Source organism: Amycolatopsis sp. MtRt-6 (assembly GCF_017308975.1).
Taxonomy (GTDB): domain Bacteria; phylum Actinomycetota; class Actinomycetes; order Mycobacteriales; family Pseudonocardiaceae; genus Amycolatopsis.
In genome coordinates this window covers 16,721-41,970 of sequence record NZ_JADWPD010000023.1, presented here as the reverse complement: position 1 = coordinate 41,970, position 25,250 = coordinate 16,721, and the positions used below count along the sequence as shown (strand labels likewise).

General features: G+C 70.1%; 30 protein-coding genes and 1 tRNA gene. 21 read left to right on the top strand and 10 right to left on the bottom strand.

What is annotated here, in order from left to right; all coding sequences use genetic code 11:
* Nucleotides 1–919 precede the first annotated feature (919 nt).
* Genes I4Q55_RS32355 through I4Q55_RS32340 form a run of 4 tightly spaced genes read left to right on the top strand, consistent with a single transcriptional unit; the run spans nt 920 to nt 4,646 of the window.
* Nucleotides 920–1,201 (top strand): metal-sensitive transcriptional regulator, encoded by a 282-nt coding sequence (locus tag I4Q55_RS32355; RefSeq protein ID WP_206793229.1) that lies wholly within the window; start codon nt 920–922, stop codon nt 1,199–1,201.
* Between the two features lie 26 nt (nt 1,202–1,227).
* Nucleotides 1,228–1,434: a heavy-metal-associated domain-containing protein gene (locus I4Q55_RS32350; RefSeq protein WP_206793227.1), complete on the top strand. Its 207-nt coding sequence runs from the start codon at nt 1,228–1,230 to the stop codon at nt 1,432–1,434.
* 28 nt (nt 1,435–1,462) lie between these two features.
* Nucleotides 1,463–2,401: a hypothetical protein gene (locus I4Q55_RS32345; RefSeq protein ID WP_206793225.1), complete on the top strand. Its 939-nt coding sequence runs from the start codon at nt 1,463–1,465 to the stop codon at nt 2,399–2,401.
* A gap of 19 nt (nt 2,402–2,420) precedes the next feature.
* Complete coding sequence (locus tag I4Q55_RS32340) at nt 2,421–4,646, top strand: cation-translocating P-type ATPase (RefSeq protein ID WP_206793223.1); 2,226 nt, start codon at nt 2,421–2,423, stop codon at nt 4,644–4,646.
* A gap of 218 nt (nt 4,647–4,864) precedes the next feature.
* Here I4Q55_RS32340 and I4Q55_RS49595 read toward each other — a convergent pair whose 3' ends face one another.
* The 5 genes from I4Q55_RS49595 to I4Q55_RS32315 form a co-directional block, all read right to left on the bottom strand.
* The gene (locus I4Q55_RS49595) at nt 4,865–5,167 is read right to left on the bottom strand and encodes a hypothetical protein (protein WP_242547184.1); all 303 of its coding nucleotides are present in this window, start codon (nt 5,165–5,167) and stop codon (nt 4,865–4,867) included.
* A gap of 266 nt (nt 5,168–5,433) precedes the next feature.
* Nucleotides 5,434–5,772, bottom strand: coding sequence for a hypothetical protein (locus I4Q55_RS32330; RefSeq protein WP_206793221.1), 339 nt, complete (start codon nt 5,770–5,772; stop codon nt 5,434–5,436).
* A gap of 41 nt (nt 5,773–5,813) precedes the next feature.
* On the bottom strand, nt 5,814–6,302 hold the full coding sequence (locus I4Q55_RS32325; protein WP_206793218.1) for an SRPBCC family protein: 489 nt from the start codon (nt 6,300–6,302) through the stop codon (nt 5,814–5,816).
* 78 nt (nt 6,303–6,380) lie between these two features.
* A complete protein-coding gene (locus I4Q55_RS32320) occupies nt 6,381–7,607 on the bottom strand; it encodes an RNA polymerase sigma factor (protein ID WP_206793215.1) in 1,227 nt (408 codons plus the stop codon).
* On the bottom strand, nt 7,604–7,978 hold the full coding sequence (locus I4Q55_RS32315) for a YciI family protein (RefSeq protein WP_206793213.1): 375 nt from the start codon (nt 7,976–7,978) through the stop codon (nt 7,604–7,606). The genes I4Q55_RS32320 and I4Q55_RS32315 overlap by 4 nt, the downstream gene beginning before the upstream one ends.
* 148 nt (nt 7,979–8,126) lie before the next feature.
* On the opposite strand from I4Q55_RS32315, the gene I4Q55_RS49590 reads away from it, so the two are divergent.
* Nucleotides 8,127–8,666 (top strand): hypothetical protein, encoded by a 540-nt coding sequence (locus I4Q55_RS49590; RefSeq protein ID WP_242547183.1) that lies wholly within the window; start codon nt 8,127–8,129, stop codon nt 8,664–8,666.
* Between the two features lie 458 nt (nt 8,667–9,124).
* On the opposite strand, the gene I4Q55_RS32305 is transcribed toward I4Q55_RS49590, so the two are convergent.
* Nucleotides 9,125–9,850, bottom strand: a complete 726-nt coding sequence (locus tag I4Q55_RS32305) for an NAD(P)-dependent oxidoreductase (protein ID WP_242547204.1) — start codon at nt 9,848–9,850, stop codon at nt 9,125–9,127.
* 212 nt (nt 9,851–10,062) lie between these two features.
* Nucleotides 10,063–10,920, bottom strand: a complete 858-nt coding sequence (locus tag I4Q55_RS32300; protein WP_206793211.1) for a GntR family transcriptional regulator — start codon at nt 10,918–10,920, stop codon at nt 10,063–10,065.
* 215 nt (nt 10,921–11,135) lie between these two features.
* On the opposite strand from I4Q55_RS32300, the gene I4Q55_RS32295 reads away from it, so the two are divergent.
* The 14 genes from I4Q55_RS32295 (at nt 11,136) to I4Q55_RS32230 (ending at nt 21,063) form a co-directional block, all read left to right on the top strand.
* Entirely contained in the window at nt 11,136–11,315 is a 180-nt protein-coding gene (locus I4Q55_RS32295; RefSeq protein WP_206793209.1) for a hypothetical protein, read from the top strand.
* 39 nt (nt 11,316–11,354) lie between these two features.
* Nucleotides 11,355–11,636 carry a hypothetical protein gene (locus I4Q55_RS32290; RefSeq protein WP_206793208.1) on the top strand — a complete coding sequence of 94 codons (282 nt, stop codon included), beginning with the start codon at nt 11,355–11,357 and terminating at the stop codon, nt 11,634–11,636.
* Between the two features lie 110 nt (nt 11,637–11,746).
* Complete coding sequence (locus I4Q55_RS32285) at nt 11,747–12,010, top strand: hypothetical protein (RefSeq protein ID WP_242547182.1); 264 nt, start codon at nt 11,747–11,749, stop codon at nt 12,008–12,010.
* On the top strand, nt 12,007–12,435 hold the full coding sequence (locus I4Q55_RS32280) for an RRQRL motif-containing zinc-binding protein (protein WP_206793204.1): 429 nt from the start codon (nt 12,007–12,009) through the stop codon (nt 12,433–12,435). Before I4Q55_RS32285 ends, I4Q55_RS32280 begins: the two co-directional genes overlap by 4 nt.
* A gap of 91 nt (nt 12,436–12,526) precedes the next feature.
* Nucleotides 12,527–12,769 carry a hypothetical protein gene (locus tag I4Q55_RS32275; protein ID WP_206793202.1) on the top strand — a complete coding sequence of 81 codons (243 nt, stop codon included), beginning with the start codon at nt 12,527–12,529 and terminating at the stop codon, nt 12,767–12,769.
* Nucleotides 12,766–13,062, top strand: a complete 297-nt coding sequence (locus tag I4Q55_RS32270; RefSeq protein WP_206793200.1) for a hypothetical protein — start codon at nt 12,766–12,768, stop codon at nt 13,060–13,062. Before I4Q55_RS32275 ends, I4Q55_RS32270 begins: the two co-directional genes overlap by 4 nt.
* Nucleotides 13,059–14,162 carry a hypothetical protein gene (locus I4Q55_RS32265; RefSeq protein WP_206793198.1) on the top strand — a complete coding sequence of 368 codons (1,104 nt, stop codon included), beginning with the start codon at nt 13,059–13,061 and terminating at the stop codon, nt 14,160–14,162. The genes I4Q55_RS32270 and I4Q55_RS32265 overlap by 4 nt, the downstream gene beginning before the upstream one ends.
* Before the next feature lie 14 nt (nt 14,163–14,176).
* On the top strand, nt 14,177–16,372 hold the full coding sequence (locus tag I4Q55_RS32260; protein WP_206793196.1) for an FtsK/SpoIIIE domain-containing protein: 2,196 nt from the start codon (nt 14,177–14,179) through the stop codon (nt 16,370–16,372).
* A gap of 232 nt (nt 16,373–16,604) precedes the next feature.
* Entirely contained in the window at nt 16,605–16,778 is a 174-nt protein-coding gene (locus I4Q55_RS32255) for a hypothetical protein (protein WP_206793194.1), read from the top strand.
* A 5-nt stretch (nt 16,779–16,783) separates the two neighbouring features.
* Complete coding sequence (locus I4Q55_RS32250; RefSeq protein ID WP_206793192.1) at nt 16,784–17,245, top strand: hypothetical protein; 462 nt, start codon at nt 16,784–16,786, stop codon at nt 17,243–17,245.
* Nucleotides 17,242–18,177: a bifunctional DNA primase/polymerase gene (locus I4Q55_RS32245; RefSeq protein WP_206793190.1), complete on the top strand. Its 936-nt coding sequence runs from the start codon at nt 17,242–17,244 to the stop codon at nt 18,175–18,177. Before I4Q55_RS32250 ends, I4Q55_RS32245 begins: the two co-directional genes overlap by 4 nt.
* A 30-nt stretch (nt 18,178–18,207) precedes the next feature.
* Nucleotides 18,208–19,239, top strand: coding sequence for an AAA family ATPase (locus tag I4Q55_RS32240; RefSeq protein ID WP_206793188.1), 1,032 nt, complete (start codon nt 18,208–18,210; stop codon nt 19,237–19,239).
* A 226-nt stretch (nt 19,240–19,465) separates the two neighbouring features.
* Nucleotides 19,466–19,651: an AlpA family transcriptional regulator gene (locus I4Q55_RS32235; protein ID WP_206793187.1), complete on the top strand. Its 186-nt coding sequence runs from the start codon at nt 19,466–19,468 to the stop codon at nt 19,649–19,651.
* The gene (locus tag I4Q55_RS32230; RefSeq protein WP_206793185.1) at nt 19,651–21,063 is read left to right on the top strand and encodes a hypothetical protein; all 1,413 of its coding nucleotides are present in this window, start codon (nt 19,651–19,653) and stop codon (nt 21,061–21,063) included. Before I4Q55_RS32235 ends, I4Q55_RS32230 begins: the two co-directional genes overlap by 1 nt.
* 130 nt (nt 21,064–21,193) lie before the next feature.
* Here I4Q55_RS32230 and I4Q55_RS32225 read toward each other — a convergent pair.
* Nucleotides 21,194–21,266: transfer RNA gene (locus I4Q55_RS32225), tRNA-Arg, on the bottom strand.
* 151 nt (nt 21,267–21,417) lie between these two features.
* On the opposite strand from I4Q55_RS32225, the gene I4Q55_RS32220 reads away from it, so the two are divergent.
* Both I4Q55_RS32220 and I4Q55_RS32215 read left to right on the top strand, forming a co-directional pair.
* Entirely contained in the window at nt 21,418–22,518 is a 1,101-nt protein-coding gene (locus tag I4Q55_RS32220; RefSeq protein WP_206793183.1) for an epoxide hydrolase family protein, read from the top strand.
* Nucleotides 22,519–22,698: 180 nt separating this feature from the next.
* Nucleotides 22,699–23,619, top strand: a complete 921-nt coding sequence (locus I4Q55_RS32215; protein ID WP_206793181.1) for a cation diffusion facilitator family transporter — start codon at nt 22,699–22,701, stop codon at nt 23,617–23,619.
* 4 nt (nt 23,620–23,623) lie between these two features.
* Here the strand turns inward: I4Q55_RS32215 and I4Q55_RS32210 are convergent, their stop codons facing one another.
* Together I4Q55_RS32210 and I4Q55_RS32205 are read right to left on the bottom strand one after the other, a co-directional pair.
* The gene (locus I4Q55_RS32210; protein ID WP_206793179.1) at nt 23,624–24,316 is read right to left on the bottom strand and encodes a DUF305 domain-containing protein; all 693 of its coding nucleotides are present in this window, start codon (nt 24,314–24,316) and stop codon (nt 23,624–23,626) included.
* Nucleotides 24,316–25,116 (bottom strand): DUF3105 domain-containing protein, encoded by an 801-nt coding sequence (locus I4Q55_RS32205; RefSeq protein WP_206793177.1) that lies wholly within the window; start codon nt 25,114–25,116, stop codon nt 24,316–24,318. The genes I4Q55_RS32210 and I4Q55_RS32205 overlap by 1 nt, the downstream gene beginning before the upstream one ends.
* Nucleotides 25,117–25,250 lie beyond the last annotated feature (134 nt).

The window sequence follows — 25,250 nt, the reverse complement described above, 5'->3', positions numbered from 1 at the left end:
CTGTCCCCTCGCGCTGTTTTGCGCAGCGTGAGCCGCAACAGGTGGTGCGCGCGGTGTGGTCCCGGTTTCCGGCTCCCCGACAAAGCCGTTCCGGCGGTGATCGCGCGGTGCCGTCGGTCGACGGCAGCTGCCGCAAGATCTCGGCCAGGTTACGAAAAGATCTTGTTCCTGTCCACCCCATCCGGGAATAAAGTCGTTGCAGGCAAACAGCTCACCCTCTGCTATTGCCAATAGTGCTGAACACGAAGCGAAGTGGCACGGCACTGAAGAACAGCGGCGCGAGTTCCTTCCGCGGTGCGCACGCGAGCTGTCGGCGTTCGCGCTCACCGAAGCGGAGATCGGCAACGACCCCGTGCCGGACCACGCATCGGAGACCTGCCGGATGCCGCGCTCGCGCACTTCGCAGGAACTCCTCGACCAGGCAAGGGAAGTGCTCGCCTCCGGGTTGTCGGGCGGTGACGACCCCGCGGCCGCCATTCGATGCGCTCGACTGGTCCACGCCTACGAAACCTTGTTCTTGGTCGTTCGCGGCGGTTGCGTGGGTACCCCCAGGGGGTGTAGGAAGTGGCGAGATCATCAATACCCCAAGGGGGTAAGGAGGAGGAATCGTGGCAGTGCAACCTCGTCTCCGCGTGCAGCACGTGGCCCGTTCTCCGATCGCCCGCGCTGTCGTCGCCTGCGCGTTCGGCTGTGCCGTGACCGCACTCCGTGCCGCCCAGGCGGCTGCGGCGACATCCCGGTGTCAGATGGTCCGCGATCCCGCCCGGCAAGGAACATCGGTCGACGGCCGGGAGGCGGCGCTGATCGCCTTGGTCGTGCTCAACCAGCTGACCGGCGGCCTCCAGCCTGCTCGCCGGGCTCGGGGTGGACGAGATCCAGCTCACTTGAAACCCATACCCCCTAGGGGTACTGTGAAGGTATGAACGGCTACAGCGGCGACAAGGACGCCTTCCTGCAGCGCATGCGCCGCGTCGAAGGCCAGGTCCGCGGCATCGCCAAGATGATCGAAGACGACAAGTACTGCATCGACGTCCTGACCCAGGTGTCCGCGGCGACGAAGGCCCTCGAAGCCGTTGCGCTCGGGCTGCTCGAAGACCACCTGCGGCACTGCGTGGCCCAGGCGGCCGCGGAAGGCGGCGAGATCGCCGACACCAAGGTCGCCGAGGCCAGCGCGGCCATCGCGCGCCTCGTCAAGTCCTGACCCCTGTCATCCACGAGGGAGAACCCATGACCACCAGTACCTACACCGTCACCGGCATGACCTGCTCGCACTGCGTGTCTTCGGTCAGCGAAGAGGTCGGCGCCCTCGAGGGCGTCACCGACGTCGCGGTCGACCTGCCCACCGGGGCCGTCACCGTCACCAGTGCCGAGCCGATCGACGAGGCGCGGGTCCGCGCCGCCGTCGAGGAGGCCGGCTACACGCTCGCCGGGTAAACCCGGCCATCACGCGAGGGAAGCAGACATGAACACCACAGCACGGCTCGCCCTGTTCGGCGGAACGCTCGCCCTGCTGGCGGCCGGGGGATTCGCCGTCGGGAACGTGGCCGGCCCCATCTCGACCGCGAGCAGCGAAAACGCCGCCCACGGCGACACGGGCGCCGAGCACGCCGGCATGACCGCCGCGCCGGCTTCCGGCGAACTGCCGGGCGGTCTGGCGTCGAGCAAGGACGGCTACACGTTCACGCCGGCCGGCACGACCCCGGAGCCCGGCCGGTTCTCGTTCACGATCACCGGCCCGGATGGCAAGCCGGTCACCGGGTTCGACGTCGAGCACGAGAAGAAGCTGCACCTGATCGTGGTGCGCCGGGACACGTCGGGTTTCCAGCACGTCCACCCGGAGATGGCGCCGGACGGCACGTGGAGCGTCCCGTTGACGCTGCCCGCGGCGGGCTCGTACCGGGCGTTCGCCGACTTCACCCCCACCGGTGGCAAGGGGATGACCCTCGGTGCCGACCTGTCCGTCGCCGGTGACTACCAGCCGGCGACCTTCGCGCCCAGCCGTACCGCGCAGGTCGACGGCTACACCGTCCAGCTCGCCGGTGACCTGACCGCGGGCAAGACCTCGCCGCTGACGCTGACCGTCAGCCGCGCCGGAGCGCCGGTCACCGACCTGCAGCCCTACCTCGGCGCCTACGGGCACCTGGTGGCCCTGCGCGAAGGTGACCTGGCCTACCTGCACGTCCACCCCGACGGCGAACCCGGTGACGGCAAGACGGCTCCCGGGCCGCAGGTGAAGTTCGCCGCCGAGGTGCCCAGTGCCGGGGCCTACCGGCTGTTCTTGGACTTCAAGCATGGTGACGTCGTGCGGACCGCCGAGTTCACCCTCACGACCGCCGGGACCCCGGCGCCGGCACCCGCGCCTGCTCAGGCGCCGGAGCCCGCCGACGGCCACGGCCACTGACCGCGGAAGGGAGACGATCATGACCGAGATCGAACTCGCGATCGGTGGCATGACCTGCGCGTCCTGCGCGAACCGGATCGAGCGCAAGCTGAACAAGCTTGACGGTGTCACCGCGTCGGTCAACTACGCCACGGAGAAGGCGCGGGTGCAGGCGCCCGAGGGCGTTGACCTGGCCACGCTGGTGGCGACGGTCGAAGCTGCCGGGTACAGCGCCGCCGTGCCCGAACCGGAGAAGCCCGAACAAGCGGCCTCCGAGGCGGATCCGTTGCGGCAGCGGCTGATCACCAGCGCGGTACTCGCCGTTCCGGTGATTCTGCTGGCGATGGTGCCGGCGTTGCAGTTCACGTATTGGCAGTGGATTTCGTTGACGTTGGCGGCGCCGGTGGTGACGTGGGGGGCGTGGCCGTTCCACCGGGCGGCGTGGACGAACCTGCGCCACGGTGCGGCGACGATGGACACGCTGGTGTCGATGGGTGTGCTGGCGGCGTTCGCGTGGTCGGTGTGGGCGTTGCTGTTCGGCACCGCGGGGACGCCGGGGATGGTGCACCCGTTCGAGCTGACGATCGCGCCGTCGGACGGTGCTGGCAACATCTACCTCGAGGTCGCCGCGGGGGTCACCACGTTCCTCCTGGCCGGCCGGTACTTCGAGGCGCGCTCGAAGCGCCGTGCCGGCGCCGCGCTGCGGGCGCTGCTGGAGCTGGGCGCCAAAGAGGTCGCGGTCCTGCGCAACGGCAGCGAGGTGCGGATCCCGACGGCGGAGCTGGCGGTGGGGGACCGGTTTGTCGTGCGGCCGGGTGAGAAGATCGCCACCGACGGGGTGGTTGTGGAGGGCAAGTCCGCGGTCGACGCCTCGATGCTCACCGGCGAGTCGGTGCCCGTCGAGGTCGGCGAAGGTGACGCGGTGACCGGCGCGACGGTCAACGCGGGCGGCCGGCTGGTCGTGCGCGCGACCCGGGTCGGCGCGGACACGCAGCTGGCGCAGATGGCCAAGCTCGTCGAGGACGCGCAGAGCGGCAAGGCCGAGGTGCAGCGGCTGGCCGACCGGGTGTCCGGGGTGTTCGTGCCGGTCGTGATCGGCCTGGCCGTGGCCACCCTCGGCTTCTGGCTCGGCAGCGGCGTCGGGACGGCGGCGGCGTTCACGGCGGCGGTCGCGGTGCTGATCATCGCCTGCCCGTGCGCACTCGGGCTGGCGACGCCGACGGCGTTGCTCGTCGGGACCGGCCGCGGCGCCCAGCTGGGTGTCCTGATCAAGGGGCCGGAGGTGCTGGAGTCGACGCGGCGGGTGGACACGGTGGTGCTGGACAAGACCGGCACGGTCACCGCGGGCCGGATGACGCTCGTCGGCGTGCACGCGGCCGACGGTGTCGAGGAGGCGGAGCTGCTGCGGCTGGCGGGTGCGCTGGAGGACGCGTCGGAACACCCGATCGCCACCGCGATCGCCCGTGGTGCCCGCGAACGGGTCGAGCTTCCCGCGGCCGAGGACTTCACGAACGTCGAAGGCCTCGGCGTGCAAGGGATCGTCGACGGGCACGCGGTTCTGGTGGGCCGCACGGCGTTGCTGGAGGACTGGAGCCAGCCACTGACCGACGACCTCGCCGCGGCGAAGGCCGAAGCCGAGCAGCGCGGCCACACCGCGGTCGCGGTGGCGTGGGACGGCGCGGCCCGCGGTGTCCTGGTGGTCGCCGACGTCGTCAAGCCCACCTCGAAGGAGGCGATCGCTCAGCTGCGCGAACTCGGGCTGACCCCCGTGCTGCTCACCGGTGACAACACCGCCGTCGCTCGCGCGGTGGCCGACGAGGTCGGGGTCGACGAGGTGATCGCCGAGGTGCTGCCGGCGGACAAGCTCGATGTCGTCAAGCGGCTGCAGGACGAGGGCAAGGTCGTGGCCATGGTCGGCGACGGCGTGAACGACGCGCCGGCGTTGGCGCAGGCCGACCTCGGGCTGGCGATGGGAACCGGCACGGACGTCGCGATCGAGGCCAGTGACATCACCCTCGTCCGCGGTGACCTGCGGGCGGTGGCCGACGCGATCCGGCTGTCGCGGCGGACGTTGCGCACGATCAAGGGCAACCTGTTCTGGGCGTTCGCCTACAACCTCGCGGCACTGCCACTGGCCGCGGCGGGCCTGCTGAACCCGATGATCGCCGGGGCGGCGATGGCGTTCAGCTCGGTGTTCGTCGTCGGCAACAGCCTGCGGCTGCGTGGCTTCGCCTCCCGGGCCACCGCCCGGCCGAGCCAGGCCTGATCACCGTACGGGCCGGGCCACCACACGCCGGTGGCCCGGCCCCGCGACCAGCGACGCGGAGCTCGACACCGACAAGGTGCGGGCGGCAGTGGCCGACGCAGGCTACGAGATCGTCGGCTGACCAGTGGCCGAACAGCCGGATTCGAGGCAGCAGGCCGCGCGTCCACGGAAGCCTGACGGCGGGTGTCCACTGCGCGGCGAGCATTCCGCCGCGCAGGTCAGGCGTAGCCGCGCTTGAGCATCATGCCCGCGGCCTTGTCGAACTCGGCGTCGGTCGGGATGGCGAAGTCCAACGCGTTGGCGTAGCGGGTGATGATGTTGAACACGGCTGCGACCGCGGCCGCGTCGTCGAGCTGTCGCCGGGTGGCCCCTGCGGCCAGCGCTGCGCGGACTTGCCCGCCCTGCAGTTCTTCGGGGCGCAGGGTGATCGTTTCCAGAACGGCGAGCGTGGCGCGCAGGGGTGCCGAGATCGGCGCGGTGTGGTAGTCGGCGAGGGTCGCGTCGGCCACCGCCTTGTCCATCCCGTGCACGGCGATGGCCCGGTGCGCCCCAACGCAGAAGGGGCACGAGTTCCACTTTGGCGACCATCGCGGCCATCAGTTCCCGCTCCGCGACCGACCATTCGCTCAGCCCGCGCATCGCGGCTTGCGTCCACGCGCCGAGCGCTGTCCCGACGAAACCCTTGTGGTAGAAGGCAACCCGGGCCGCGTCAGGCAGGCGCGCGCCCAGCGCCAGCGAAATGACCCGGATCAGCATCCGGGTGCGCGGACCGTCGCCGCGTTCGACTTCAGGCAGGCGCATCGGTCGCCTCCGCGATCACTCGGGCGGCGGCGTCCCACCGGGCCAGGCCCGCGCCGACGCAGGCGGACATGACGATCTCGAACGCGGCCTTGTCGCTGCCGGTCGCCTGCGGGACGGCGTCGACCTCGGCGTCGGTGACCTGGTAGGAGGCGTCACCGATTCGGCGGGCCAGGTCGTCGTACGGTTCGGCGATGGGCGGCCCGCCCGCCGCTCGGGCCGCCACCGCGGTCCGCAGCACCACCTCGGTGATTGCGGTGTCGCCGGCCATCGCCTCACGCAACGTTTCCGCGCGATGGCGGTGCGAGTCGTCGGTGCCTGAGCTCACGTGACCTCCGGGATCGGGTCCGGGTGTGGACGGTATCCGCTTCAGGCCCCGGCGGCATCCCGTTGCGTCGCGGCGCGGAACCGGTCCAGGTACAGCGGCCACCCGTCGCCGGCGCCGAGGCTGGTGAAGCTTTCCCAGCCTTCGCCGTGGCGGTCGAGGTGCCGGTGTTCGAGGGCGACCCGGGTCCGCTGGGCACCTTCGGCGATGAATCGGATCTCCACTTCGCTGGTGTGGCCGGGGTCGGGCTCCAGCTGCCAGCGCGGGCTGATGTCCCAGCTGAGGACCAGCCGCTCCGACGGTTCGTAGGCGAGGACCCGCGCCCAGGTGCACCGGCTGCCGTCGGTGCCGACGTCATACACGGTGCCGCCCGCATGGGGCTCCAGCACGGTTCGCTCGATCGGCACCGCGAGGAGGTTGTGTTCGCGGGGCTTGATCTCGTCGAACCGCCCGGTGAACACGCGGAAGGTCCGCTCCTGGGGGACGTCGACGACGATATCGGCCTGAACCGAGGTCACGGCAGTGCTGCTCATGGGTTGTGGGTCCTTTCAGCGAGTCTTCGGTTGACGCACCAGAGGACGAACAGGCGCCCGGCTTCTCGACAGCTCACCTCATGGAGTTTCGAGGGCGTGGATGCGACCCGCGAGGTAGCGCAGGTCAGCGGGGTTCGTGGCGAGCTGGTGAGCGCGCCGGTACGCCTCGATCGCGGCGTCGGTGTCGCCAAGGCGGCGCAGGAGGTCGGCGCGGGCGGCGTGCAGCAGGTGGTAGCCGTCGAGTCCCTCGATCCGGTCGATCAGGGCCAGCCCCTCCTCGGGGGTGGTGGCCATGGCGACCGCGACGGCGTGGTTGAGCGCGACCACCGGCGACGGCGTCACGGCGAGCAGCTGCTCGTATACCGCGGCGATCCCGGGCCAGTTCGTCTCCTCGGCCGTCGGCGCCTGGGCATGCAGGACCGCGATGGTCGCCTGGAGTTGATACGGCCCGGGTGTCTCGAACCGCAGGGCTCGGTCCAGCAGCCCGACGGCTTCGGCGATCTCGGCGCGGCCCCAGCGGGAGCGGTCCTGGTCTTCGAGCAGGACGACGTCCCCGGCGGGGGTGTAGCGGGCGGCCGAGCGGGAGTGGTGGACCAGCAGCAGCGCGACCAGGGCGAGGGCTTCCGGTTCGTCGGGCATGAGGGTCGCGACGAGCTTGGCGAGGCGGATCGCCTCCTGCTGCAGCTCGCGGTACTCCGGCTGGTCGCCGCCGGCGGTGTAGCCGCGGGTGAAGATCAGGTAGATCACCGCGAGGACGCCGGAGAGCCGCTCGGGCAGCAGGTGGTCGGCGGGGACGTCGAGGCTGATGCCCGCGTCGCGGATCTTGCGCTTGGCGCGCACCAGCCGCTGTGCCAGCGCCGGCTCGGCGACCAGGAACGTCCGGGCGATCTGCCCGGCGGTCATCCCGGCCACGGCCTGCAGCGTGAGGGCGACCCGCGCTTCCTCGGCCAGGGCCGGATGGCAGCAGGTGAAGAGGAGGCTGAGCCGCTCGTCGCCGACGCCGAGCAGGCGCTCTTCGTCGAATCTCATGGTTGCCGCCTCCGGCTGTGGTCCGAGCTGGGCGAGCTTGTCCCGGCCGGTGCGGGCACGCCGGAGCCGGTCGATCGCGCTGTTGCGGGCCGTGGTCAACAGCCAGGCGACCGGGTCGTCAGGTGGCCGGTCGGCCCAGGTGCGCAAGGCGAGCGCGCACGCGTCCTGCAGCGCGTCTTCGGCGAGTTCGAAGTCGCCCAGCACGCGGACCAGCGCGGCGAGCATCTTCGTCCGGTGCTCGCGGTAGGCCTCCGACAGAACGGTCGCGGCCGTCATGCGCCCGTCGACGGGCGGTGGTCGAGGTCCGGGACCCCGGCGATCGGCCGGACCTCGATCGTGCCGTCGGCGGCCATCGGGCAGAGCGCGGCCAGCTCGAGGGCTTCGTCGAGGTCGCGGCAGTCCAGGACGTAGGTGCCACCGAGGTGCTCGTGGGTCTCGGGGAACGGGCCGTCGGTGATCAGCGTCTTGCCGTCGCGGACGCTGACGGTGGTGGCCGTGTGCTCGCCCTGGAGCGGGTGACCGGAGACGAACGCACCGCGCCGGCGGCATTCCTCGGCGAAGGCGTTGACCCTGGCCAACGCATCGGGGAAGGCCGGGTCGCCGGGTTCGGGGCGGTTGCAGTTGTAGATCAGCAGCATGTACTGCACGTGTCCTCCAGTGGTTCGGGTGTGGTGAAGAGGATGACGAACGGATCGCCCGGAACTCGACACCATCTTCGGCGTTACCCGCCTGGCCCGAGGCGCTGACCAGGTTTTCGCTCGGGTTGTTCTGGAGCTGGGCGGGACGCTCGAAGTCGTGCTGCCGGCGGCGGACTACCGCGACCGCAAGGTCAAGCCGGACAACGCGGCCGAGTTCGACAGCCTCATCGCGACCGCGAGCGTTCACACGATGCCGTTCACCGAGTCGAACCCCGACGCCTACATGGCCGCCGGCGAACATGTTCTGTCTCTTGTGGACAAGATGATCGCGATCTGGGACGGCGGCCCGCCCGGCGGCCACGGTGGCACCGCGGACGTCGTCGAGGCAGCGCGGGGCCGCGGCCTGGCCGTCACGGTCGTCTGGCCGGAACGATGCCGCGGTCAGCGGCGGCTGGCTGGCCAGCCGGCTCCGGCCCGATACCGCGATCACGGCGAAGCTGATCGCGCCGGAGCCGGCGTAGAGGCGAAAACAAGAAAAGGGAGGATGTCATGCCTGACATCTCTCCCGTTCCCATCCTTGTGGTGCCCTCGGCAGGATTCGAACCTGCGACACCTGCCTCCGGAGGGATGGGCTGAAGCCGGGTGGTGCGTGGCTCTGACCTGCGGGTTCTCCCGTTCCCGCGGCGGATGTGACTAGGTTTGGCCGCTGATTGGCCGTTCGGCGAAAAGCGGCTGGAACACGGGGAGGTGCCGAAGTGCTAACTCAACCGTGTTCCAGCCGCTTTTCGTCTGCTCAGTGACTAGAGAGACATAGAAGTAGTGTGGGAAGACCGCTGTCACCGAAGGTGTCACTCACCTGTCACACCTAAAACCGCAGGTCAGAGGGGGTGGAGTGACAGAGTGACAGGTGTGACAGTCTCGACACCTCCTAGGTGTCACTCCCCCAAAACGCGGGGCCATGCCTCGGAGTCAACCCGCCTCGAAAACCGGCTCTCAGAGCACCCAGGACGGTTTCGCGGGTATAACCACACCGGGCTCGTCCAGTTCGGCCGCGTACGGCGCTCTCAGAGCGCGCGGTCTTGCCGGTTGCAACGGCTCAGTCGCCCGCTGGAAGCCTCTGACTTCAGGATGGACTGACGAGGCCGCGCGGCCGGTTCAGCCGTGCGGCACGGCGTTGGATGGCTCCTCGCCCCTCAGAAACGCGGCGATCTGCTGCGCAGCTACCTCGTAGCAAAGCCGGTTGGTTCCAGGAACGGTCCGGGCAGAGTGAGGACTGATCACAGCGCCCCGCTGCGCCCACAGTGGATGATCGCTCGGCAGGGGTTCCGGGTCGGTCACGTCGAGCGCCGCGCGCAAGCGCCCCGACGCGAGCTCGGCAAGCAACGCGTCCGTGTCGACGATCTGGCCACGACCGGCGTTGACCAGGAGGGCGTTGTCGTCCATCAGTTTTAGGAATCGGGAGCCAACCAGGCCCTGCGTCGTCTCCGTCAACGGTGCCGTGATCACCACAATGGCATGTCCCGAGACGATTTCCGGCAACGCATCTGCCCCAAAGACGTCATCTCGGGCACGCGAGGCCACGAGTGTCGAGTCCACCCCGAACACCTTGAGGCGGCGCGCCACTTCGCCACCGATTGCGCCGGCACCGACAATGAGCGCCTTCTTGCCCGCCAAAGTGTCCGCCTCGTACTGGCGGTGTGCCCACACTCCTTTGTCCTGAAATCGAACAAGTGCAGGCCATTGACGAAACTGCGTAAGCACGGCCGATAATACCCATTCGGAAACAGGGCCAGCGTGCGCACCCCGTGCAGTCGCAAGCGTTACCTCGCTGGACACATCTCCGGACCATTCGTCAGCTCCCGCCGACAGAAGTTGTACCATCCGAAGAGACCCAAGTTGCGGGAGTAGCCGAATGGGTCGATGACTGCTGCGGTACGGAGGCAGCAGGACAGCGGCGTCCGATTGGCGCTGTGTCAATTCCGCAACATTCGGGTTGTACGACACGATCTCAACACCTGGAAGACTGCCGAGGACGCTACGTCCGACAACGTCGTCCGTCTCGTCACTTACGAGAATCTTCACGTCAGAAGTCATTACTTCCCTTTGCTGCTCAATGTGAGCTGGTCAATAAGCTGACGCGCCTGCGCAGCCATGACTCCACCAGAGACGGAGTTGTCGATAACAACATGCGGAACTGGCGGGCGAAACTCGACATTGACGCCTTCCATGTACGCTTCCCAGTCGGAAAGCTTCGTGGCGTCACGTGGCGCGTTGCGATGCCGCATGTACGTGTGCATCGTGTCCGCATCGCAATAAACCCACACGATCGTCAATTGAGCGCCGAGGTTACGGCACAGCAGCTCACGCTGCCGAATCCAATTTTCGTCCGCGAATTCGCGAACAAACGGAGCGGTGACGATCGCGTTGTTCCCACATTGTAGGTTTTCCGTCATGGACTCAAGTAGCGAGTCATACTCGGCCGGCCTGATCTTAGTCAGATAAATTTCCGACTCGCGATCGTTTCGCGATAACCCTTGCATTTCAAGGGCCGCCTCGACCACAAATCGCGTCAGGGTGTCCTTGTCGAGCATGGGCCATCCTGTCTCGCGCGCGAGGATCCGCCCCAACTCCGTCTTCCCGCTGCCGGGGTAGCCACCGATCATGACCACCTGAGGCACTATGGGCCGAACCTCACTAGAAGTCTCCTGGCCTGGGGCATTAACGGTGCGGGCCGCCCTCGGCTTGCTCACCACCAACCCCTTCTTGGCAAGCAAGTCCATGGCTTCGTTGATCGTGAAGACGCTCACGTCCCACTCGCGGGCTAGCTCCCGGGAAGACGGCAGGCGCTGCCCGTGCCGGAGGCGGCCGGCCTCGATGTCGTTCTCGACGTTCCGGGCGATCTGCTGCGCGAGCGGCTCGGACCTAGCTACTGGAGACCTCGGGCGCGACATGCGAACTCCTCGCCGGGCTCTCGCCCATCGACTCAACTGAACGGTCACCGTACCAGAACCTATCAGCTGGTCGCGATGTTCCCGCAGGTCATGGCCCGCTTTTGACCAATCTCACGCCTAACAGTTGACCTGCTCACCATTCAACTGTTAGCTTCTTGGTGGTCCGGATCACTCCGGACGGGCCGGAAGGCTCACCGCCGCTGGAGGAGGACGACATGGCACGGAAGCAGCATGGGTTCCCGGTCCTGAAGACCGGTTCGGGGTTCGGCCGGAAGCTCTTCGGCCTGGTCGCGGTGGTCGCGGTGCTGGTGTTCGTCGTGTCGTCGCCGCTGGAGGCGGCCGGGCACGTCAAGCACGTCTTGCACAGCCTGACCACGTTCTTCAGCTCGCTCTGACACCCACTGACCAGCACGTTTCTTCGAGAGGACTTCGCAATGGGCACCAACGTCTACCGCCGCCGCATCGACGCCACCGTGTCGGCCGCCGACGAGTTCGCCGGCGAGGCGGTCTACCCGGACGGGCTGACCGAAACCGACATCGACGCGCTGTTGCAGGACGTCTACGGCGAGCTGGCCGCGGACGAGTCCGCCGCGCAGGCCGCATACCGCTACGACTTCAACGACCAGCGCCGGGTGAGCCGGGCACGTCGCCGCGCCGGCCGCGAGGCCCTGCGGGTGCTGCCGGCGGTCTGGACGTTCGAGGGCGAGGCCGCGTGATGGCCGCTCGCCTGCTGATCAGCCCCGACGCGGCGGCCCACTCCGCCAAGAACGCGCCGACCGCGCCGGGTTCCACCGCCCAGTCACGAAACCGCACGGAGGAACACCAGATGGTAGACACCACCGCGCCGGCCCGCGAGGTCGCTTACACCTACACCCCGGCCGAGCTGAACCGCCTGATCTCTCGCGAGCTCTCCGGTCGCCTGCACGAGCTCGGCATGACGTTCATGTCCAACGCCGCGTTCCTGCTGGCCAACGACACGATCCCGGCCGCGGCCAAGCGCGACCGCACCCGCGTCTACCTCGACGTTGCCGCACAGCTGCGCCTGCTGGCCCTCGCCGAACTGGACGGCATCGTCGGCGGTGCTCGGTGAACCCGCGCAACCGCCGGCAGGCGGTGACGACGGTGTTCGACGGCCGCACGCACCACGTGTGCCTGTGCCGCGGTGAGCGGGACGGGCTGCCGGTGTTCGGGTGGGGCGAGGCCCCCTCGACCCTGTTCACCCGCTCGCAGCTGCGGGAGGTCGGGTTGCGGCCCAACGGGCAGGACCCGTTGGCGCTGCTGGTCTTCCGCCACGTCAAGCCCTACGCCCGGGAAACCGTGGCGGAGCTGTTCTCGGTGGAGCTGGCCGCGGTCAAGCGCCCGCCGGTGCCGGGGCAGCTGGACCACGCGATGGAGGCCCGCCGCACCTGCGTGGACTGCGGAGAGGTGCAGGAGTACTGCGTGCCGACCAGCACGCGGCAGTGCTGGACCTGCTTCGAGAGCGAGCAGGCCGACCGGGTGGAGGTGGCCGCGTGAGCAGCAACGACTCCGGCGCGTGGCACGCGGAGCTGCAGCGCCAGCAGGAAGCCATCGACAAGGCCCGTCGCGAGGCGAAGGAGGCGTCGCGGTGAACACGTTCGAGGTGTTGCAGGAGCGCGGAACCCTCGCGCTGATCCGGTTCGCCGGCACGGTGTGCCTGTTCCTGGTCCTGCACCTGCTCCGGATTCCGCTGGTCGTCGCGGAGCGGGTCTTGGCCGGCGTGCTGGTCCGGCTCGACCAGGCCGCGACCCGGCAGGCGTCCCGCCCGCCGCGGCGCGTGAACCAGTTCTTCCCCCTCGACTTCCCCACTGGGCAGGAGGTGCCCCGATGAACGTGCAGCGTGAGCAGCGAACCCGCCTGGAGTCCGCGATGGAGTGGGCGGTGTGGCACTTCGGTGAGCTGGCCGGCGTGGTCGGGCCGCTGGTCCTGGCCATGGTGTTCACCCCGTGGTTTGCCCTCGTGTCGGCCGTCGTGGCGGTCGGGTGGGCGGTGCACGAGGTGCGCGACCACCGCGAGCAGGCCCGGCTGCGCGCCGGCACCGCCGACCGCAAGCAGCTGCCGGCGACCCCGGCCGCCACCAACGACAAGGCGACCGACCACGCGAGCCGGGAGGGTGCGCGATGAGCAGCTGGGCAGAGGAGCGCCGCACCAACCGCGCGGCGGAGGCAGAGCAGCGCCGGCAGGACGCGTCCGCCGCGCTGGACCGCAAGCTGAAGGCACAGAGCGCGGCGGCCGACCAGCGCCGCGCCGACGCCGCGGCCGCGGCGAAGCTGGCCGACCAGCGCCGCAAGACCCGGCAGGCCAAGCGGAAGGCCGCGTGGGACGCGCTCACGGATTGGCTGTCGGCGAACCGGGTCCGGCTCCCGATCTACCTGCTCGCGCTGGTCTCCGCGGGCATGGCCGTGCCCGCCATGGCCGGCTACGGCGTGGGCGTCTACGGGGACGCGACCGGCGCGGCGCTGCCGGCGCTGTCGGAGCTGGGCATGTGGGCGTTCGCGTTCGCGGTGGAGGTCACCCGTCACCGCCACCCGGACCGGCCGGTGTGGGCGTTGCAGCTCGGGGTGTGGGTGTTCGCTGGCGTCGGGTTCGGCCTGAACGTCGTGCACGGCCTGGGCCGCGGGTGGGACGCCGCGGTGGTGATGGGCATCGTGTCCGTGGCCGGGGTCATCGCGCACCAGCTCGCCGTGGCGTCGCCGCCGCGGTCGTCGGCGGAGCGGGCCGCCGCCCGGATCGAGCGGCAGACGCTGCGCAAGGTCGCCCGGGTCCAGCGGGCCGCCGTCCGGACCGCGGTCGCGGAGCTGGGTGCCGATGGCACGGCGCGGCTGGTGTTTACCCCGGGCCGCTACACCCTCGACGGCCGTCGACTGGCCGCCGTGGTCGACCCGGACACCCACGCCGCGGACGTGCTCGACGAGGAGATCGCCGCGTTCTTCGCCGAGCAGGACCAGGCCCCGCGCGGCGACGACGGCCCGATCGTCGACGCCCCGGTGTTGACCCTCGATCCGCCGGCCGACCAGCCGAAATCGACCCGCAAGCCCCGGCCGCCGCGCGCACCGAAGACGCGTTCGATCGAGGACCTGCGCGCCGCGTTCGCCGCGGCGATCGACAACCCGGACGTGGCGATCAACCCGAAGTCGGCGGAGTCGATCCGCAAGACGCTGCACTGCGCGCCGAAGTTCGCCCGCCAGCTGCGCGACGAGCACGTCAACCCCAACCGCAAGTGAGCCGGAGGACCGCGATGAACGAGCACACCGAGCAGACCCCGGCCGCCGGCGAGCTGGCCACCGTCCACCACCTGCCCACCGCGCAGGGCGCGGCGATCGAGGGCGAGATCATCACCGATGAGGAGTACCAGCGCCTCACGTCGCAGAAGGCTCGCGCGCTGGCCCGCTACGCCGGCTACCGCCACGACGTGGCCGTCGCCGCGCGCACGGCGCGGAAGGTCGCCACGCACGAGGCCACCACGACGGCTGCGCGGGCGGTGGTGCGCCACACCTGCTACCCGTTCGCCGGTGCGTGGGTGATCTGCCGCCGGGTGTGGGAGGCCAAGACCAACTCCCGTTACGAGCGGATGTTGCGCGCGGCGGAAGTCGCGAACAACTGGGAACTGTTGCAGGAGTGGGAAACCCGCGCCGAGCAGGCCCGTGAGCGCCGGCACCGCCGGCGGATGGACTGGCTCGATGCCCCGGGCAAGCTGGTCAAGGCCGTGATCATGGGTTCGGGCGCGCTGGTCGCCGCGTTGCTCGCGCTGGGGATCGTGCTCGCGGTCGCCAACCACGACATCGCGGACGTGCTCGGGCCGATCAAGGCCCTGATTGACCTGGTGCAGTGGGTGGCGTGGGTGATCACCGTGTCGTGGACGCCGCTGGTCGCGGTCGCGCCGTGGGCGATCCTGATTGCCCTGTGGAACATCGGGCGCAAGCACACCACCCCGATGGCGTGGGCCGCGCCGGCGTCCGAACGCGACGGTCGCGAGATGGTGCCGGACGAGGGCGCGATCCTCAACGCGCTGCGCAACCTCAACCTCGCGCCGCTGAACCGGAAGATCAAGGAGGGGTGGCAGCCGCGGTGGGTGCAGGGCACCGGCCGCGACGGCAAGGGGTGGCGCACGCAGCTGGAGCTGCCCGCCGGCGTCACGGTCGAGATGATCAACGACAAGCGGAATGTGTTGGCGCACAACCTGGTCCGGCTGCCGGTCGAGGTGTGGCCGACCGAGCCGAAGAACCAGCCCGGCGTGCTGGACCTGTGGGTGGCTGACCAGGGCATCCTGTCCGGCCCGGTCGACCCGCACCCGCTGCTGACCGAGGGCACCGCGGACTACTTCAAGGGCGTCCCGGTCGGTATCGACCAGCGCGGGCAGGAAGTCATCGGCCGCCTGATGGCGTCGAACTATGCCGCGGCCGGGATCATGGGTTCGGGCAAGACGTCGTTGGTGCACAACATCTTGTGCGGTGCGATGCTGGACCCGGTGGTGGACATCGAGGTCTACGTCATGGCGTTCAACGCCGACTACGACGCCATGGCCCCGGTGCTGGCCCGCTTCGTCAAGGGCGACGAGAACGAGCAGGTAGAGCAGGCGATCGAGGCCCTGCGAAACCTGCGGACCGAGGTCACCGAACGCGGCAAGATCCTCTCCGCCATGGGTGGGGACGAGACCAAGCTGACCCGCGAGATCGCCGAACGCAACCCGCGGATGCGCCCGAAGGTTGTGGTGTTCGACGAGTGCCAGGAGATGTTCCGGCACGAGAAGTACGGCGAGCAGGCCAAAGAGCTGGCGATCAAGGTCATGATGAAGGCCCGCAAGTGCGGCATCACGCTCATCTTCGTGACGCCGGCCCCGTCCGCGGACAGCCTGCCCCGTGACCTGGCCAAGACGGTCTCGCACCGGGTGTGCTTCGCCATCGGTGACCACCAGGGCAACGACGCGATTCTCGGGACCGGCGCGCACAAGCAGGGCATCACCGCCACCACGCTGGTCGCCGGCGAGGACATCGGCACCGCCATGGCCTCGGGGTTCGCCACCCGGCCGGGTCTGCTGCGCACCCACCACATCCGCAAGGACAAGTCCGTGGACGAGATCACCCCGTTCGTTCAGCGGGCGATCGCCGCGCGGGAAAAGGCCGGCCTGCCGAAGGTGGTCGAGTCGACGCCGGCGCCGGTCGAGGTGGACCCCCTCGCCGACATCGCCGCGATCCTGGGCGCGGCAACGCGGATGCGGACGCAGGAAGTGTTGCAGCGCCTGACCGAACGCGACCGCGGCACCTACGGCGAGTGGACCCCGCAGCGGCTGACCGCGTTCCTGACCCCGCTGGGCGCGGCCCCGTACAAGACGGGCGGCGCGATGCAGGTGAGCGCCGAGCGCGTCCGCGAAGCTCTCACCGAGCGTGACGAACTGGCCGCGCTCGCCGGCGACGAGGGCGAGGGCGACGAGTAAGGGAGGCCGGGGAATCGGGGGAGTTCTCCCCAACCGACTCCCCGCCCCCACCTCCCCTGCCTGATCAGCGACGACACCCGCGAGGGAGGCAAGGGAGTCACCCTCGCCCAACCTCGATCACCCACCGAAAACCCCCCTTGAACCGCGCGTGACGCGGGTCCCTCCCCGGACACCGCGCCGGCCGACCCTACCCAAAAACAGGCACACACAGTCACCGACGACGGGAGACGTGATGAGCAGCAAACCGCTCGTACACCGCGGCAGCAGGTCGTGGTGGTCCGGCCGGATCACCACCCTGTGCGGCCTGGTGCTGGAGCCCGGCGAGGCCCGCTCGCCCTGGTTCTGGATCTTCACCGCCAAGTGCCCCGGCTGCGAAGCCGTCCACCAGCTCACGAAAGGCAACTGACCACGATGGACACCCGCGAGTTTGACCTGTACTCGATCCTCGCCGTCACGCACCGCCTGCCCTCGAACGCGTTGCAGTTCCGCACGATCCTCGCCCACATCACCCGCCGCGAACTGGCCGCAATGCCCGGCGCGGGCGTCTCGGCTCTGACGGTCGGGGCGGAGTGCCGGACGTGGCTGCTCAAGCAACACCCGCAGCTGCGCGAGATCCCGTTCCCGCCGGACTTCGACGGCGACGAAGCCGCGATGGACGCATGGGCGGACGAGCAGGCCGCGCGACTGGGCGTCGACCGGCTGCCCGTCGCACCGCTGCCCGAGGGCACCGAGCTGCGCACGTCGCTGGGCGACCTGCTCGACGTCATCGCCCGCGCTCGCGACGGGCTCGACGACGTGGCGGTCGTCGACCCGGCCGCGCCGGACTTCGGACTCGGCAACCCCGACCAGGACCACCCGCAGGAGGACCGATGAGCACGACCACAGTGGACGCCGCACTCGCCGCGGCCGGCCGCGGCTGGCACGTCTTCCCGCTCCGCCCGCGAGACAAGCGCCCCGCCGGCCACGGCGAGGACGCCTGCCCCGGCACCGGACGGTGCGCCGGCGGACACCGCACCTGGGAGCAGCGCGCCACCACCGACCCGGACAAGATCCGCGCCGCGTGGACCCAGACCCCCTACGGCATCGGCGTGGCCGCCGGCCCGTCCGGGCTGTGCGTGCTCGACCTCGACACCGCCAAGCCCGGCGACGAGGTGCCGGAGCGGTGGGCCGCGGCCGGCGTGCGGTGTGGGGAGGACGTGCTCGCCGTACTCGCCGACGAGGCCGGGCAGGAGCTGCCCGGCGACACCCTCACCGTCCGGACACCGTCCGGTGGGCTGCACCTGTACTACCGCGTCCCGGCCGGCGTGGTGCTGCGCAACACCAGCGGCGAGCGGGGGCAGGGGCTCGGGTGGAAGGTCGACACCCGCGCGTGGGGCGGCTACGTCGTCGGCCCCGGCACGGTCACCGACGCCGGCCGCTACGCCTACATGTGGGACGGCGAGGTGGCGGAGCTGCCCGCCTGGCTGGTCGACCGGCTCACCCCGGCACCGCTGCCGGCCGCCCCGGTGGTGCCGATCCGGCCGGCCGGTAGCCGACGCTCGCGCTACCTGGACGTGGCGGTGCGGGCGGAGGCCGGGAAGGTCGCCGACGCCAAGACCAACCGCAACGCCACCCTCTACGCCGCCGCGGTCGCCCTCGGGCAGCTGGTGGCCGGCGGGGCGCTCACCGAAGACGAGGTGCGCGCGGCGCTGCGGACCGCGGCCGGCCGCCACATCGGAACGCGGCACTTCACCGCCCGCGAGGCCGACAACACGATCACCTCCGGCCTGCGCGCCGGCCGCAACCGTCCCCGCCGGATCGCCTAACCACCCGCACCAACCTCGGAGGTCCGAACCATGACCACGCCCCGGCCGCTGGCCGCCGTGCCGACACTGCCCGCCCGCCGCACCCGGTGGACCGATGCGGAGCTGATGCGAGAGGAGTTCCCGCCGGTCAAGTGGGCCGTTCCCGGCCTGCTTGCCGAAGGGGTCAACCTGCTGGCCGGTGCGCCGAAGCTGGGGAAGTCGTGGATGTCCCTCGGGCTCGCTGCGTCCATCGCGAACGGGGAACCCGCGCTTGGTTCGATCGCAGTGGAGCGCGGCCCGGTCCTGTACTGCGCGCTGGAGGACACCGGCCGCCGGTTGCAGCGCCGGCGGCGGCAGCAGATCGCCGCGGGCGGGCGCCCGTCGCCGCTGCTGACCCTGGAGACCTCGTGCCCCACCATGAACGCCGGTGGGGACGAGGTGCTCCGGGAGTGGCTGGAGGAGAACCCGTCGGCGCGGCTGGTCATTATCGACACGCTGCAGAAGATGCGCGGGCCGGTCCTGCCCGGGGCGTCCGCCTACGCCTCCGACTACGCCGCGGGCACCCGGTTCAAGGAGATCGCCGACCACTACGGCGTGCCGTTCCTGCTCATTCACCACGTCCGCAAGCAGGACGCTGACGACTGGCAGAACCTGGTGTCCGGCACCGCCGGGCTCACCGGCGCGATGGACGCCACCCTCGTTCTCGAGCGCGCCCGCGGGCAAGCCGATGGCGTGCTGCACGTGACCGGCCGCGACGTCGAAGAAACCGACTACGCCATGTCCTTCGACTCCCACGCCGGCGCCTGGACCAAGCTCGACGGCCCCGCCGCCGATCATCTGGTCGCCGACACCCGCGCGGACATCCTGCGCCTGCTGCGCGAACACGGGCCGCTCAAGCCCGCGCGGATCGCCGAAGCGCTCGACATCGCCGCGGACAACGTGCGCAAGACCTGCTCGCGCATGGCCGATGCGGGACAGCTGCACAAGACCCCCGCCGGCGTCTACAGCGCCCCGGGCGCCAGGGACCAGGGGGACACCCCCAAGGTGTCACACCTGTCACAGCTGTCCCCCGAGGGTGTCTGACCTGCGCAAACAGGTGTGACAGCGAGAGGGACACCTTCGCCGGCTGTCACACCGCCGGCACGGGAGTGACACCCGCGACCACCCCACCACTGTCACACCTGTCACTCCGTCACTCCACACCCTCTGACCAGGCCAAACGGGAGTGACACCCCGAGTGACACCCACCGAGAGGAGCACCCGTGTTCATCGCCTCCGCGCCCGCCCGCCTAGCTCCGGAGACATCGCCATGGCCGCACGTGAACACCTCACCGTTGACGAGTTCTGCGAGGAGTTCGATATCGCCCGCTCGACATTCGATGACTGGCGCGCGAAAGGACGCGCGCCGCGGTGCCTGAAGCTCCCCAATCGCCAACTCCGTATCCGACGTGCCGACGTCGACGCCTGGCTTGAATCCTGTTTGGAGGTCGCGTAATGCCTAGTAGTTACCGAGTCCAGGTCTGGGCCGTCATCACCCGCAAGAACGCGAACGGCAAAGTCACCAGCTACCGCGTCCGGTGGAAGGTCGAGACCGCCGAATTCGGCGAGAGCTTCAAGATCCGTGCGCAGGCGGAAAGCTTCCGCGCCGAACTGATCACTGCACAACGGAACGGCGCTCGATTCGACCTCGCGACTGGATTGCCCGTCGAACAGGGAAAAGCGGTCGCGGCCATGCCGTGGTTCGAAGCCACCATGCGCTACGTCGACATGAAGTGGCCGGACCTCGCCGCAACGGCGCGCCAGACGACAGCGGAGGCGTTGATCAGGGTGCTGCCGGTATTCGTGCCGGACAAGCCCGGGCGGCCGGATGCCACGCTGGTGCGGTCGATTGTGCGCCAATGGGGATACAACCCGCCCCGGCGGAACGTGGGAGCGGTGCCGGCGGAAGCCGCGCGGGTGCTCGAATGGCTGTCCCGCAACACGATGACCGTCGACTCGGCGGAAAGCCCGGAGGTACTGCGCGCGCTTCAGCGAGCAGTGACGCAACGGCTAGACGGCAAGCCGTACGCGCCGTCTGTGGCTCGCCGGACCCGTTCCGTCCTGTCGAATCTGCTCGACTACGCCCGGGAAGAACTTCAGGTGCTCGACGCTAACCCGCTCACGAACGCGAAGTGGACGAAGATGCCCAAGGGCAAGCGCAAGGTCGACAAGCGGGCCGTGCCCAACCCAGTGCAGGCGCGCACCCTACTGCGGATCATCGGGGAGACTCCCCGGAGCGGCGCGCACCTCGAAGCGTTCTTCGGCCTGATGTACTTCGCCGCGCTCCGGCCGGAGGAGGCCACGAACCTCCGCAAAGAGCAGCTGGCGCTGCCGGCACCGCGCCGCGATGCGGAAACGGGGGAGTGGGAATTCGACTGGGGCACGCTCTACCTCGAAGGATCAAGGCCCTACATCGACGCCCTGTGGACGGACACGGGCACGGTGGGGGAGGACCGGCCGCTGAAGTCGCGAGCCGCGGGGGAGGTGCGGCCGGTGCCGTGCGTGCCGGAGCTGACCGCCATCCTGTGGCGCCACGTCGAACGGTTCGGCTACGGCCCGGATGGGCGCCTCTTCGTCGGTGAGCGCGGCGGACCGGTCTCGAAGGTCACCTACACCAAGGTGTTCCGCGCGGCCCGGGAGGCGACGTTCACGCCGCACGTCCTGCGGGGTCCGCTCGCCGCCCGGCCGTACGACCTGCGACACGCCGCGGTAAGCACGTGGCTCGCTGCCGGTGTCCCGGCCGCGACGGTCGCGCAGTGGGCGGGGCAGTCGATTGCTGTCCTGCTGGAGGTCTACGCCAGCTTCCTCGACGGCGGGGAGCAGGCCGCGCGGCGGCAGGTGGAGACGGCGCTCGGCTCGGGCCGGTGAGCGTTTGGCCGTACATTGGCCGCTGGCCCCCGGATTCGGCCGCAGTCCGCCGTGGTCCGCCGGGTAAGACACAGATCGGCCCCTACCGCGTATCCGCTGGTAGGGGCCGGTTTTGTGTGTTCAGACGGGGTGCCCTCGGCAGGATTCGAACCTGCGACACCTGCCTCCGGAGGGCAGTGCTCTATCCCCTGAGCTACGAGGGCCCATCGCTGGGCGACTCCGAAAGCTTAGCGCATGCCCCGCCACCCCCGTCCCGCAGGTGGTCCAACGAACAACCGACCTGGTCAGGGCCATGAAAGTTGATCCACTCGGCGCGCTCTCGCTAGCGTGGGAAGCCCACCTGAAGGAGCCGAGATGGCCGAGCCGTTCCAGGTACCTCTCGATGAGGGCGATGTCGCCGATCTGCGGGATCGGCTTCGGCGGACCCGGTGGCCCGAGGCCGAGACCGTCGATGACTGGTCGCAGGGTGTTCCGCTCGCCTACGTGCGCGAGCTCTGCCGGGACTGGGGTGAGGAGTACGACTTCGGGTTCGCCCGCCGGCTCAATGCCTTTCCGCAGTTCCGGGCCACCGTGGACGGCGTCGGGCTGCACTTCCTGCACGTCCGGTCGCCGGAAGCCGGTGCGCTGCCGCTCGTGCTCACGCACGGGTGGCCCGGGTCCGTGCTCGAGTTCCTCGATGTTCTCGGGCCGCTCACCGATCCCGCCGCCCATGGGGGAGATCCCGCCGATGCCTTCCACGTCGTCGCGCCGTCGCTGCCCGGGTTCGGGTGGAGCGACAAGCCCGCGCTGAAGATCGGGCGCGTCGCCGAGCTGTGGGACCGGCTGATGACGTCGCTCGGCTACGACCGCTACGGCGCCCAGGGTGGCGACTGGGGTGCCGCCGTCACGAACGCGCTCGCGCGGTCCGGCCATGTCGCCGGGGTGCACGTCAACTTCGCGCCCGTGCGGATGGACGGCGCCGATCCGACGCCCGAGGAGCGGCAGGCCCTCGCCGACCTCCAGGAGTTCCGGCGGACCGGCAGCGGCTACTCCGCCCAGCAGGGCACCCGCCCGCAGACGCTCGGCTACGGCCTCACCGACTCGCCCGCCGGCCAGGCCGCCTGGATCGCCGAGAAGTTCTGGGCCTGGACCGACCACAAGGGGCACCCGGAGGACGCCGTCGACCGGCAACGCATCCTGGACGCCGTTTCCGTCTACTGGTTCACCGCGACGGCCACGTCGTCCGCGCGGATGTACTGGGTGAACAACGACCGCGATCTGTCCACAGTGGATGTTCCGGCCGGGGTTTCGGTGTTCCCGAAGGAGATCGTCCGGCCGTCGCGGCGGCAGGCCGAGCAGCGGTACACCGACCTGCGCTGGTTCGAGGAACTGCCCGTCGGCGGGCACTTCGCGGCGCTGGAGCAGCCCGGGCTGTTCGTCGAGCAGGTCCGCGGCTTCTTCCGGCTGGTGCGCTGACGCGGCGGGCCGACGTCGAAGCGTGACGAAATCCACCAGGCGGGAAACCCCGCCTGGTGGATTGGGTGGCGTCGCCGCGCGCGGTAGCTTGCGGGTGGGTGAACTTAGGCTGTCCTCTGTTGCACATATGCGCATCCGACTATATGTTTGACCCGAAGACGAACCGGGAACGGAGGCGGAATGGGTCACGGACACGGCCACGGGCACGCGATCGCGCCGGCGAGCGCGTCGGGGCGCCACGTGCGGGGGCTGGCCATCGCCCTGGGCATCGGCGCCGGGTTCATGGTGCTCGAGTTCGTCGTGGCCCTCACGACCGGCTCGCTGGCCCTGCTCTCGGACGCGGCGCACATGTTCACCGACGTCCTCGGCGTCGGCATGGCCTTGGCGGCGATCATCCTGGCGCGGCGCAGCGGACCCACGGTCAGCCGCACCTTCGGGCTCTACCGCGCGGAGGTGCTGGCGGCGCTCGCCAACGCGCTCCTGCTGTTCGGCGTCGCGGGGTACGTCCTCGTCGAGGCGTTCGGCCGCATCGGCGACCCGCCGGCGGTCCCGGGCCTCCCGGTGCTCCTGGCCGCGGCGGCCGGCCTGGTGGCCAACCTGGTGTCGTTCGCGGTGCTGCGCGCGGGCGCGAAGGAGAGCCTCAACGTCCGCGGCGCGTACCTGGAGGTGCTGGCCGACTTGATCGGCTCGGTCGGCGTGCTGGTCAGCGGCGCGGTGACGCTGCTGACGGGCTGGCGCTACGCCGACCCGATCATCGGTGTCGCGATCGGGCTGTGGGTGCTGCCCCGCACGTGGACGCTGGCCCGCCGTGCGCTGCGCATCCTGTTCCAGCACGCACCGCAGGGCGTGGACGTCGGCGCGATCAGCGCCGAGCTGTCGGCGCTGCCGGGCGTGGCGGACGTGCACGACCTGCACGTGTGGACGCTGACGTCGGGCATGGAGGTCGCTTCGGCGCACCTGACGCTGGCGCCGCCGGCGAAGCAGTCGGACGTGCTGACGGAGGCGCAGAACCTGCTGTCCTCGCGGTACGCGATCGAGCACGCGACGCTGCAGGTCGAGGCGCCGCAGTGCGCCCGCCGCTGCCAGGAGCTGTCCTGGTGAGCCGCTAGGCGGGCAGCGGCTGGGCGCCCCGACCGGAGAGCATCAGCTTGATCTGCTCCACCTCGGCGCCCTGCGACGTCAGGATGCTGTTCACCAGCGCCTTCAACGCCGGCAACGTCGAATGTGCCGCCGCGTACTGGGCCATCGACGTCCCGCCCTCGTGGTGGCGGAGCATCAGCTGCAGGAAGAACACGTCGAACGCGCGCCCCGACAGCGAACGCAGCTTCTTCAGGTCCGTGTCCGTCGCCATGCCCGGCATCAGCGGGCCGCCTCCCGGGTTGACCGAGGCCGGTGCCATTCCGCCGTGGCCCGGCATCGGCTCCGTCATCCACTGCATCGGGGCGCCGATCGGCTGCTCGGGCTGGTCCCACAGCATGAGCCAGCCCTTCATGCGGCCGACCTGCTCGAGCTGCGTGCGCTCGATGTCGAACGACAGCTGCTTGATCTCCGGGTCGGTCGTGCGGTCGCGGGCGATGCCCGCCATCGTCACCGCCTGGAGGTGGTGCGTCGACATGTCCTGGGCGAAGCCGACCTCGACGGACCCGGCCGCCGGCACCGCGGCCGCCGGGTCGTCGATGGCTCGGGTGAGGAACATCCCCGCCGTCGCGCCGATCAGCAGGACCGCCAGTAGCGTCCCGCCGATGATCACCCACCGTGACCAGGTCGGCTGCTCGGTGCCGAGGTCGGCTTCGGCCATCACTTTTTGGTCGGGGTGGGGGAGGCCGGGGCGGACGGCGCGGGCGCACCGTTCTCACCCTGCGCGGACGTGCTGCCCTTGTAGTCCATCGGCTTCGCGTCCGGACCCGGCTTCGACGGGTCGAACGGCGGCGGGTTGTCCGGGTCGAACTGGCCCGGGACCGCGTCGCAGGACGCGCCGACCTCGGGGTAGACGCCGTTCGGGTTGGTGCGCAGCGCCGCGATGAACTCGTCGATCCGCGGGTCGTTGACGTCGTCCAGCTTGAGCTGGTGGCCCCACGACTGCAGCGAGATCGGCTTGTCGAGGCCCGGGTACGGCGACATCATCGTGTACGGCTTGTCCTTGGCCCGGACGCTCAGCAGGTTGAGCGCCTCGCCCGTGACCTGCTGCGGGTTGTAGGCGATCCAGATGGCGCCGTGCTCGAGGGAGTGCACCATGTTCTCGGTGCGGACCGCGGTCGGGTACACGATGCCGGTGCAGGTGGCCCACGTCTGGTCGTGCGGGCCGCCGAACGGCGGGGTCTTGTCGTAGTTCACGCGCTCGGTCGGGAGCACGTGGACGCTGCCCGTGTAGGTCGCGGTCACCACGCCGGGGATGCGCTTCGAGGGGTCCGGGTCCTGCGCGGTCGGCGCGAACGACGCGGCCGCGGCCTCGCGGTCGGCCTGCTCACGCTTCGGCGCCGACTGCACCATGTAGTAGATGATCACCGAGGCGGCCAGCGCCACGATGGCGACCACGGCGATGATCGTGCCCCAGGGCGTGCCCTTCTTGCTCACCACGGAACCGCGGGCCGCCTTCACCGCCGACCCCTTTTTCCGAGTTGTCCCGTTCGCCATGGCTCCCGCGTTCTCCCTCTGGTGGCTGCGGACGGATTCCCGCCCGGGCCAGTGTAGAGACCACGCGTCTGACTACCGTTAACGCCTCACATGCATGC

What these genes read in the sequence shown, in the direction of transcription:
- I4Q55_RS32210 (WP_206793179.1), bottom strand. Translation starts at nt 24,316, where the DNA reads ATGGCCGAAGCCGACCTCGGCACCGAGCAGCCGACCTGGTCACGGTGG.
- I4Q55_RS32290 (WP_206793208.1), top strand. Translation starts at nt 11,355, where the DNA reads ATGGGCACCAACGTCTACCGCCGCCGCATCGACGCCACCGTGTCGGCC.
- I4Q55_RS32215 (WP_206793181.1), top strand. Translation starts at nt 22,699, where the DNA reads ATGGGTCACGGACACGGCCACGGGCACGCGATCGCGCCGGCGAGCGCG.
- I4Q55_RS32355 (WP_206793229.1), top strand. Translation starts at nt 920, where the DNA reads ATGAACGGCTACAGCGGCGACAAGGACGCCTTCCTGCAGCGCATGCGC.
- I4Q55_RS49595 (WP_242547184.1), bottom strand. Translation starts at nt 5,167, where the DNA reads ATGGACAAGGCGGTGGCCGACGCGACCCTCGCCGACTACCACACCGCG.
- I4Q55_RS32320 (WP_206793215.1), bottom strand. Translation starts at nt 7,607, where the DNA reads ATGACGGCCGCGACCGTTCTGTCGGAGGCCTACCGCGAGCACCGGACG.
- I4Q55_RS32220 (WP_206793183.1), top strand. Translation starts at nt 21,418, where the DNA reads ATGGCCGAGCCGTTCCAGGTACCTCTCGATGAGGGCGATGTCGCCGAT.
- I4Q55_RS32295 (WP_206793209.1), top strand. Translation starts at nt 11,136, where the DNA reads ATGGCACGGAAGCAGCATGGGTTCCCGGTCCTGAAGACCGGTTCGGGG.
- I4Q55_RS32250 (WP_206793192.1), top strand. Translation starts at nt 16,784, where the DNA reads ATGGACACCCGCGAGTTTGACCTGTACTCGATCCTCGCCGTCACGCAC.
- I4Q55_RS32245 (WP_206793190.1), top strand. Translation starts at nt 17,242, where the DNA reads ATGAGCACGACCACAGTGGACGCCGCACTCGCCGCGGCCGGCCGCGGC.
- I4Q55_RS32265 (WP_206793198.1), top strand. Translation starts at nt 13,059, where the DNA reads ATGAGCAGCTGGGCAGAGGAGCGCCGCACCAACCGCGCGGCGGAGGCA.
- I4Q55_RS32305 (WP_242547204.1), bottom strand. Translation starts at nt 9,850, where the DNA reads ATGGTACAACTTCTGTCGGCGGGAGCTGACGAATGGTCCGGAGATGTG.
- I4Q55_RS32255 (WP_206793194.1), top strand. Translation starts at nt 16,605, where the DNA reads ATGAGCAGCAAACCGCTCGTACACCGCGGCAGCAGGTCGTGGTGGTCC.
- I4Q55_RS32235 (WP_206793187.1), top strand. Translation starts at nt 19,466, where the DNA reads ATGGCCGCACGTGAACACCTCACCGTTGACGAGTTCTGCGAGGAGTTC.
- I4Q55_RS32350 (WP_206793227.1), top strand. Translation starts at nt 1,228, where the DNA reads ATGACCACCAGTACCTACACCGTCACCGGCATGACCTGCTCGCACTGC.
- I4Q55_RS32270 (WP_206793200.1), top strand. Translation starts at nt 12,766, where the DNA reads ATGAACGTGCAGCGTGAGCAGCGAACCCGCCTGGAGTCCGCGATGGAG.
- I4Q55_RS32230 (WP_206793185.1), top strand. Translation starts at nt 19,651, where the DNA reads ATGCCTAGTAGTTACCGAGTCCAGGTCTGGGCCGTCATCACCCGCAAG.
- I4Q55_RS32300 (WP_206793211.1), bottom strand. Translation starts at nt 10,920, where the DNA reads ATGTCGCGCCCGAGGTCTCCAGTAGCTAGGTCCGAGCCGCTCGCGCAG.
- I4Q55_RS32325 (WP_206793218.1), bottom strand. Translation starts at nt 6,302, where the DNA reads ATGAGCAGCACTGCCGTGACCTCGGTTCAGGCCGATATCGTCGTCGAC.
- I4Q55_RS32340 (WP_206793223.1), top strand. Translation starts at nt 2,421, where the DNA reads ATGACCGAGATCGAACTCGCGATCGGTGGCATGACCTGCGCGTCCTGC.
- I4Q55_RS32260 (WP_206793196.1), top strand. Translation starts at nt 14,177, where the DNA reads ATGAACGAGCACACCGAGCAGACCCCGGCCGCCGGCGAGCTGGCCACC.
- I4Q55_RS32345 (WP_206793225.1), top strand. Translation starts at nt 1,463, where the DNA reads ATGAACACCACAGCACGGCTCGCCCTGTTCGGCGGAACGCTCGCCCTG.
- I4Q55_RS32240 (WP_206793188.1), top strand. Translation starts at nt 18,208, where the DNA reads ATGACCACGCCCCGGCCGCTGGCCGCCGTGCCGACACTGCCCGCCCGC.
- I4Q55_RS32285 (WP_242547182.1), top strand. Translation starts at nt 11,747, where the DNA reads ATGGTAGACACCACCGCGCCGGCCCGCGAGGTCGCTTACACCTACACC.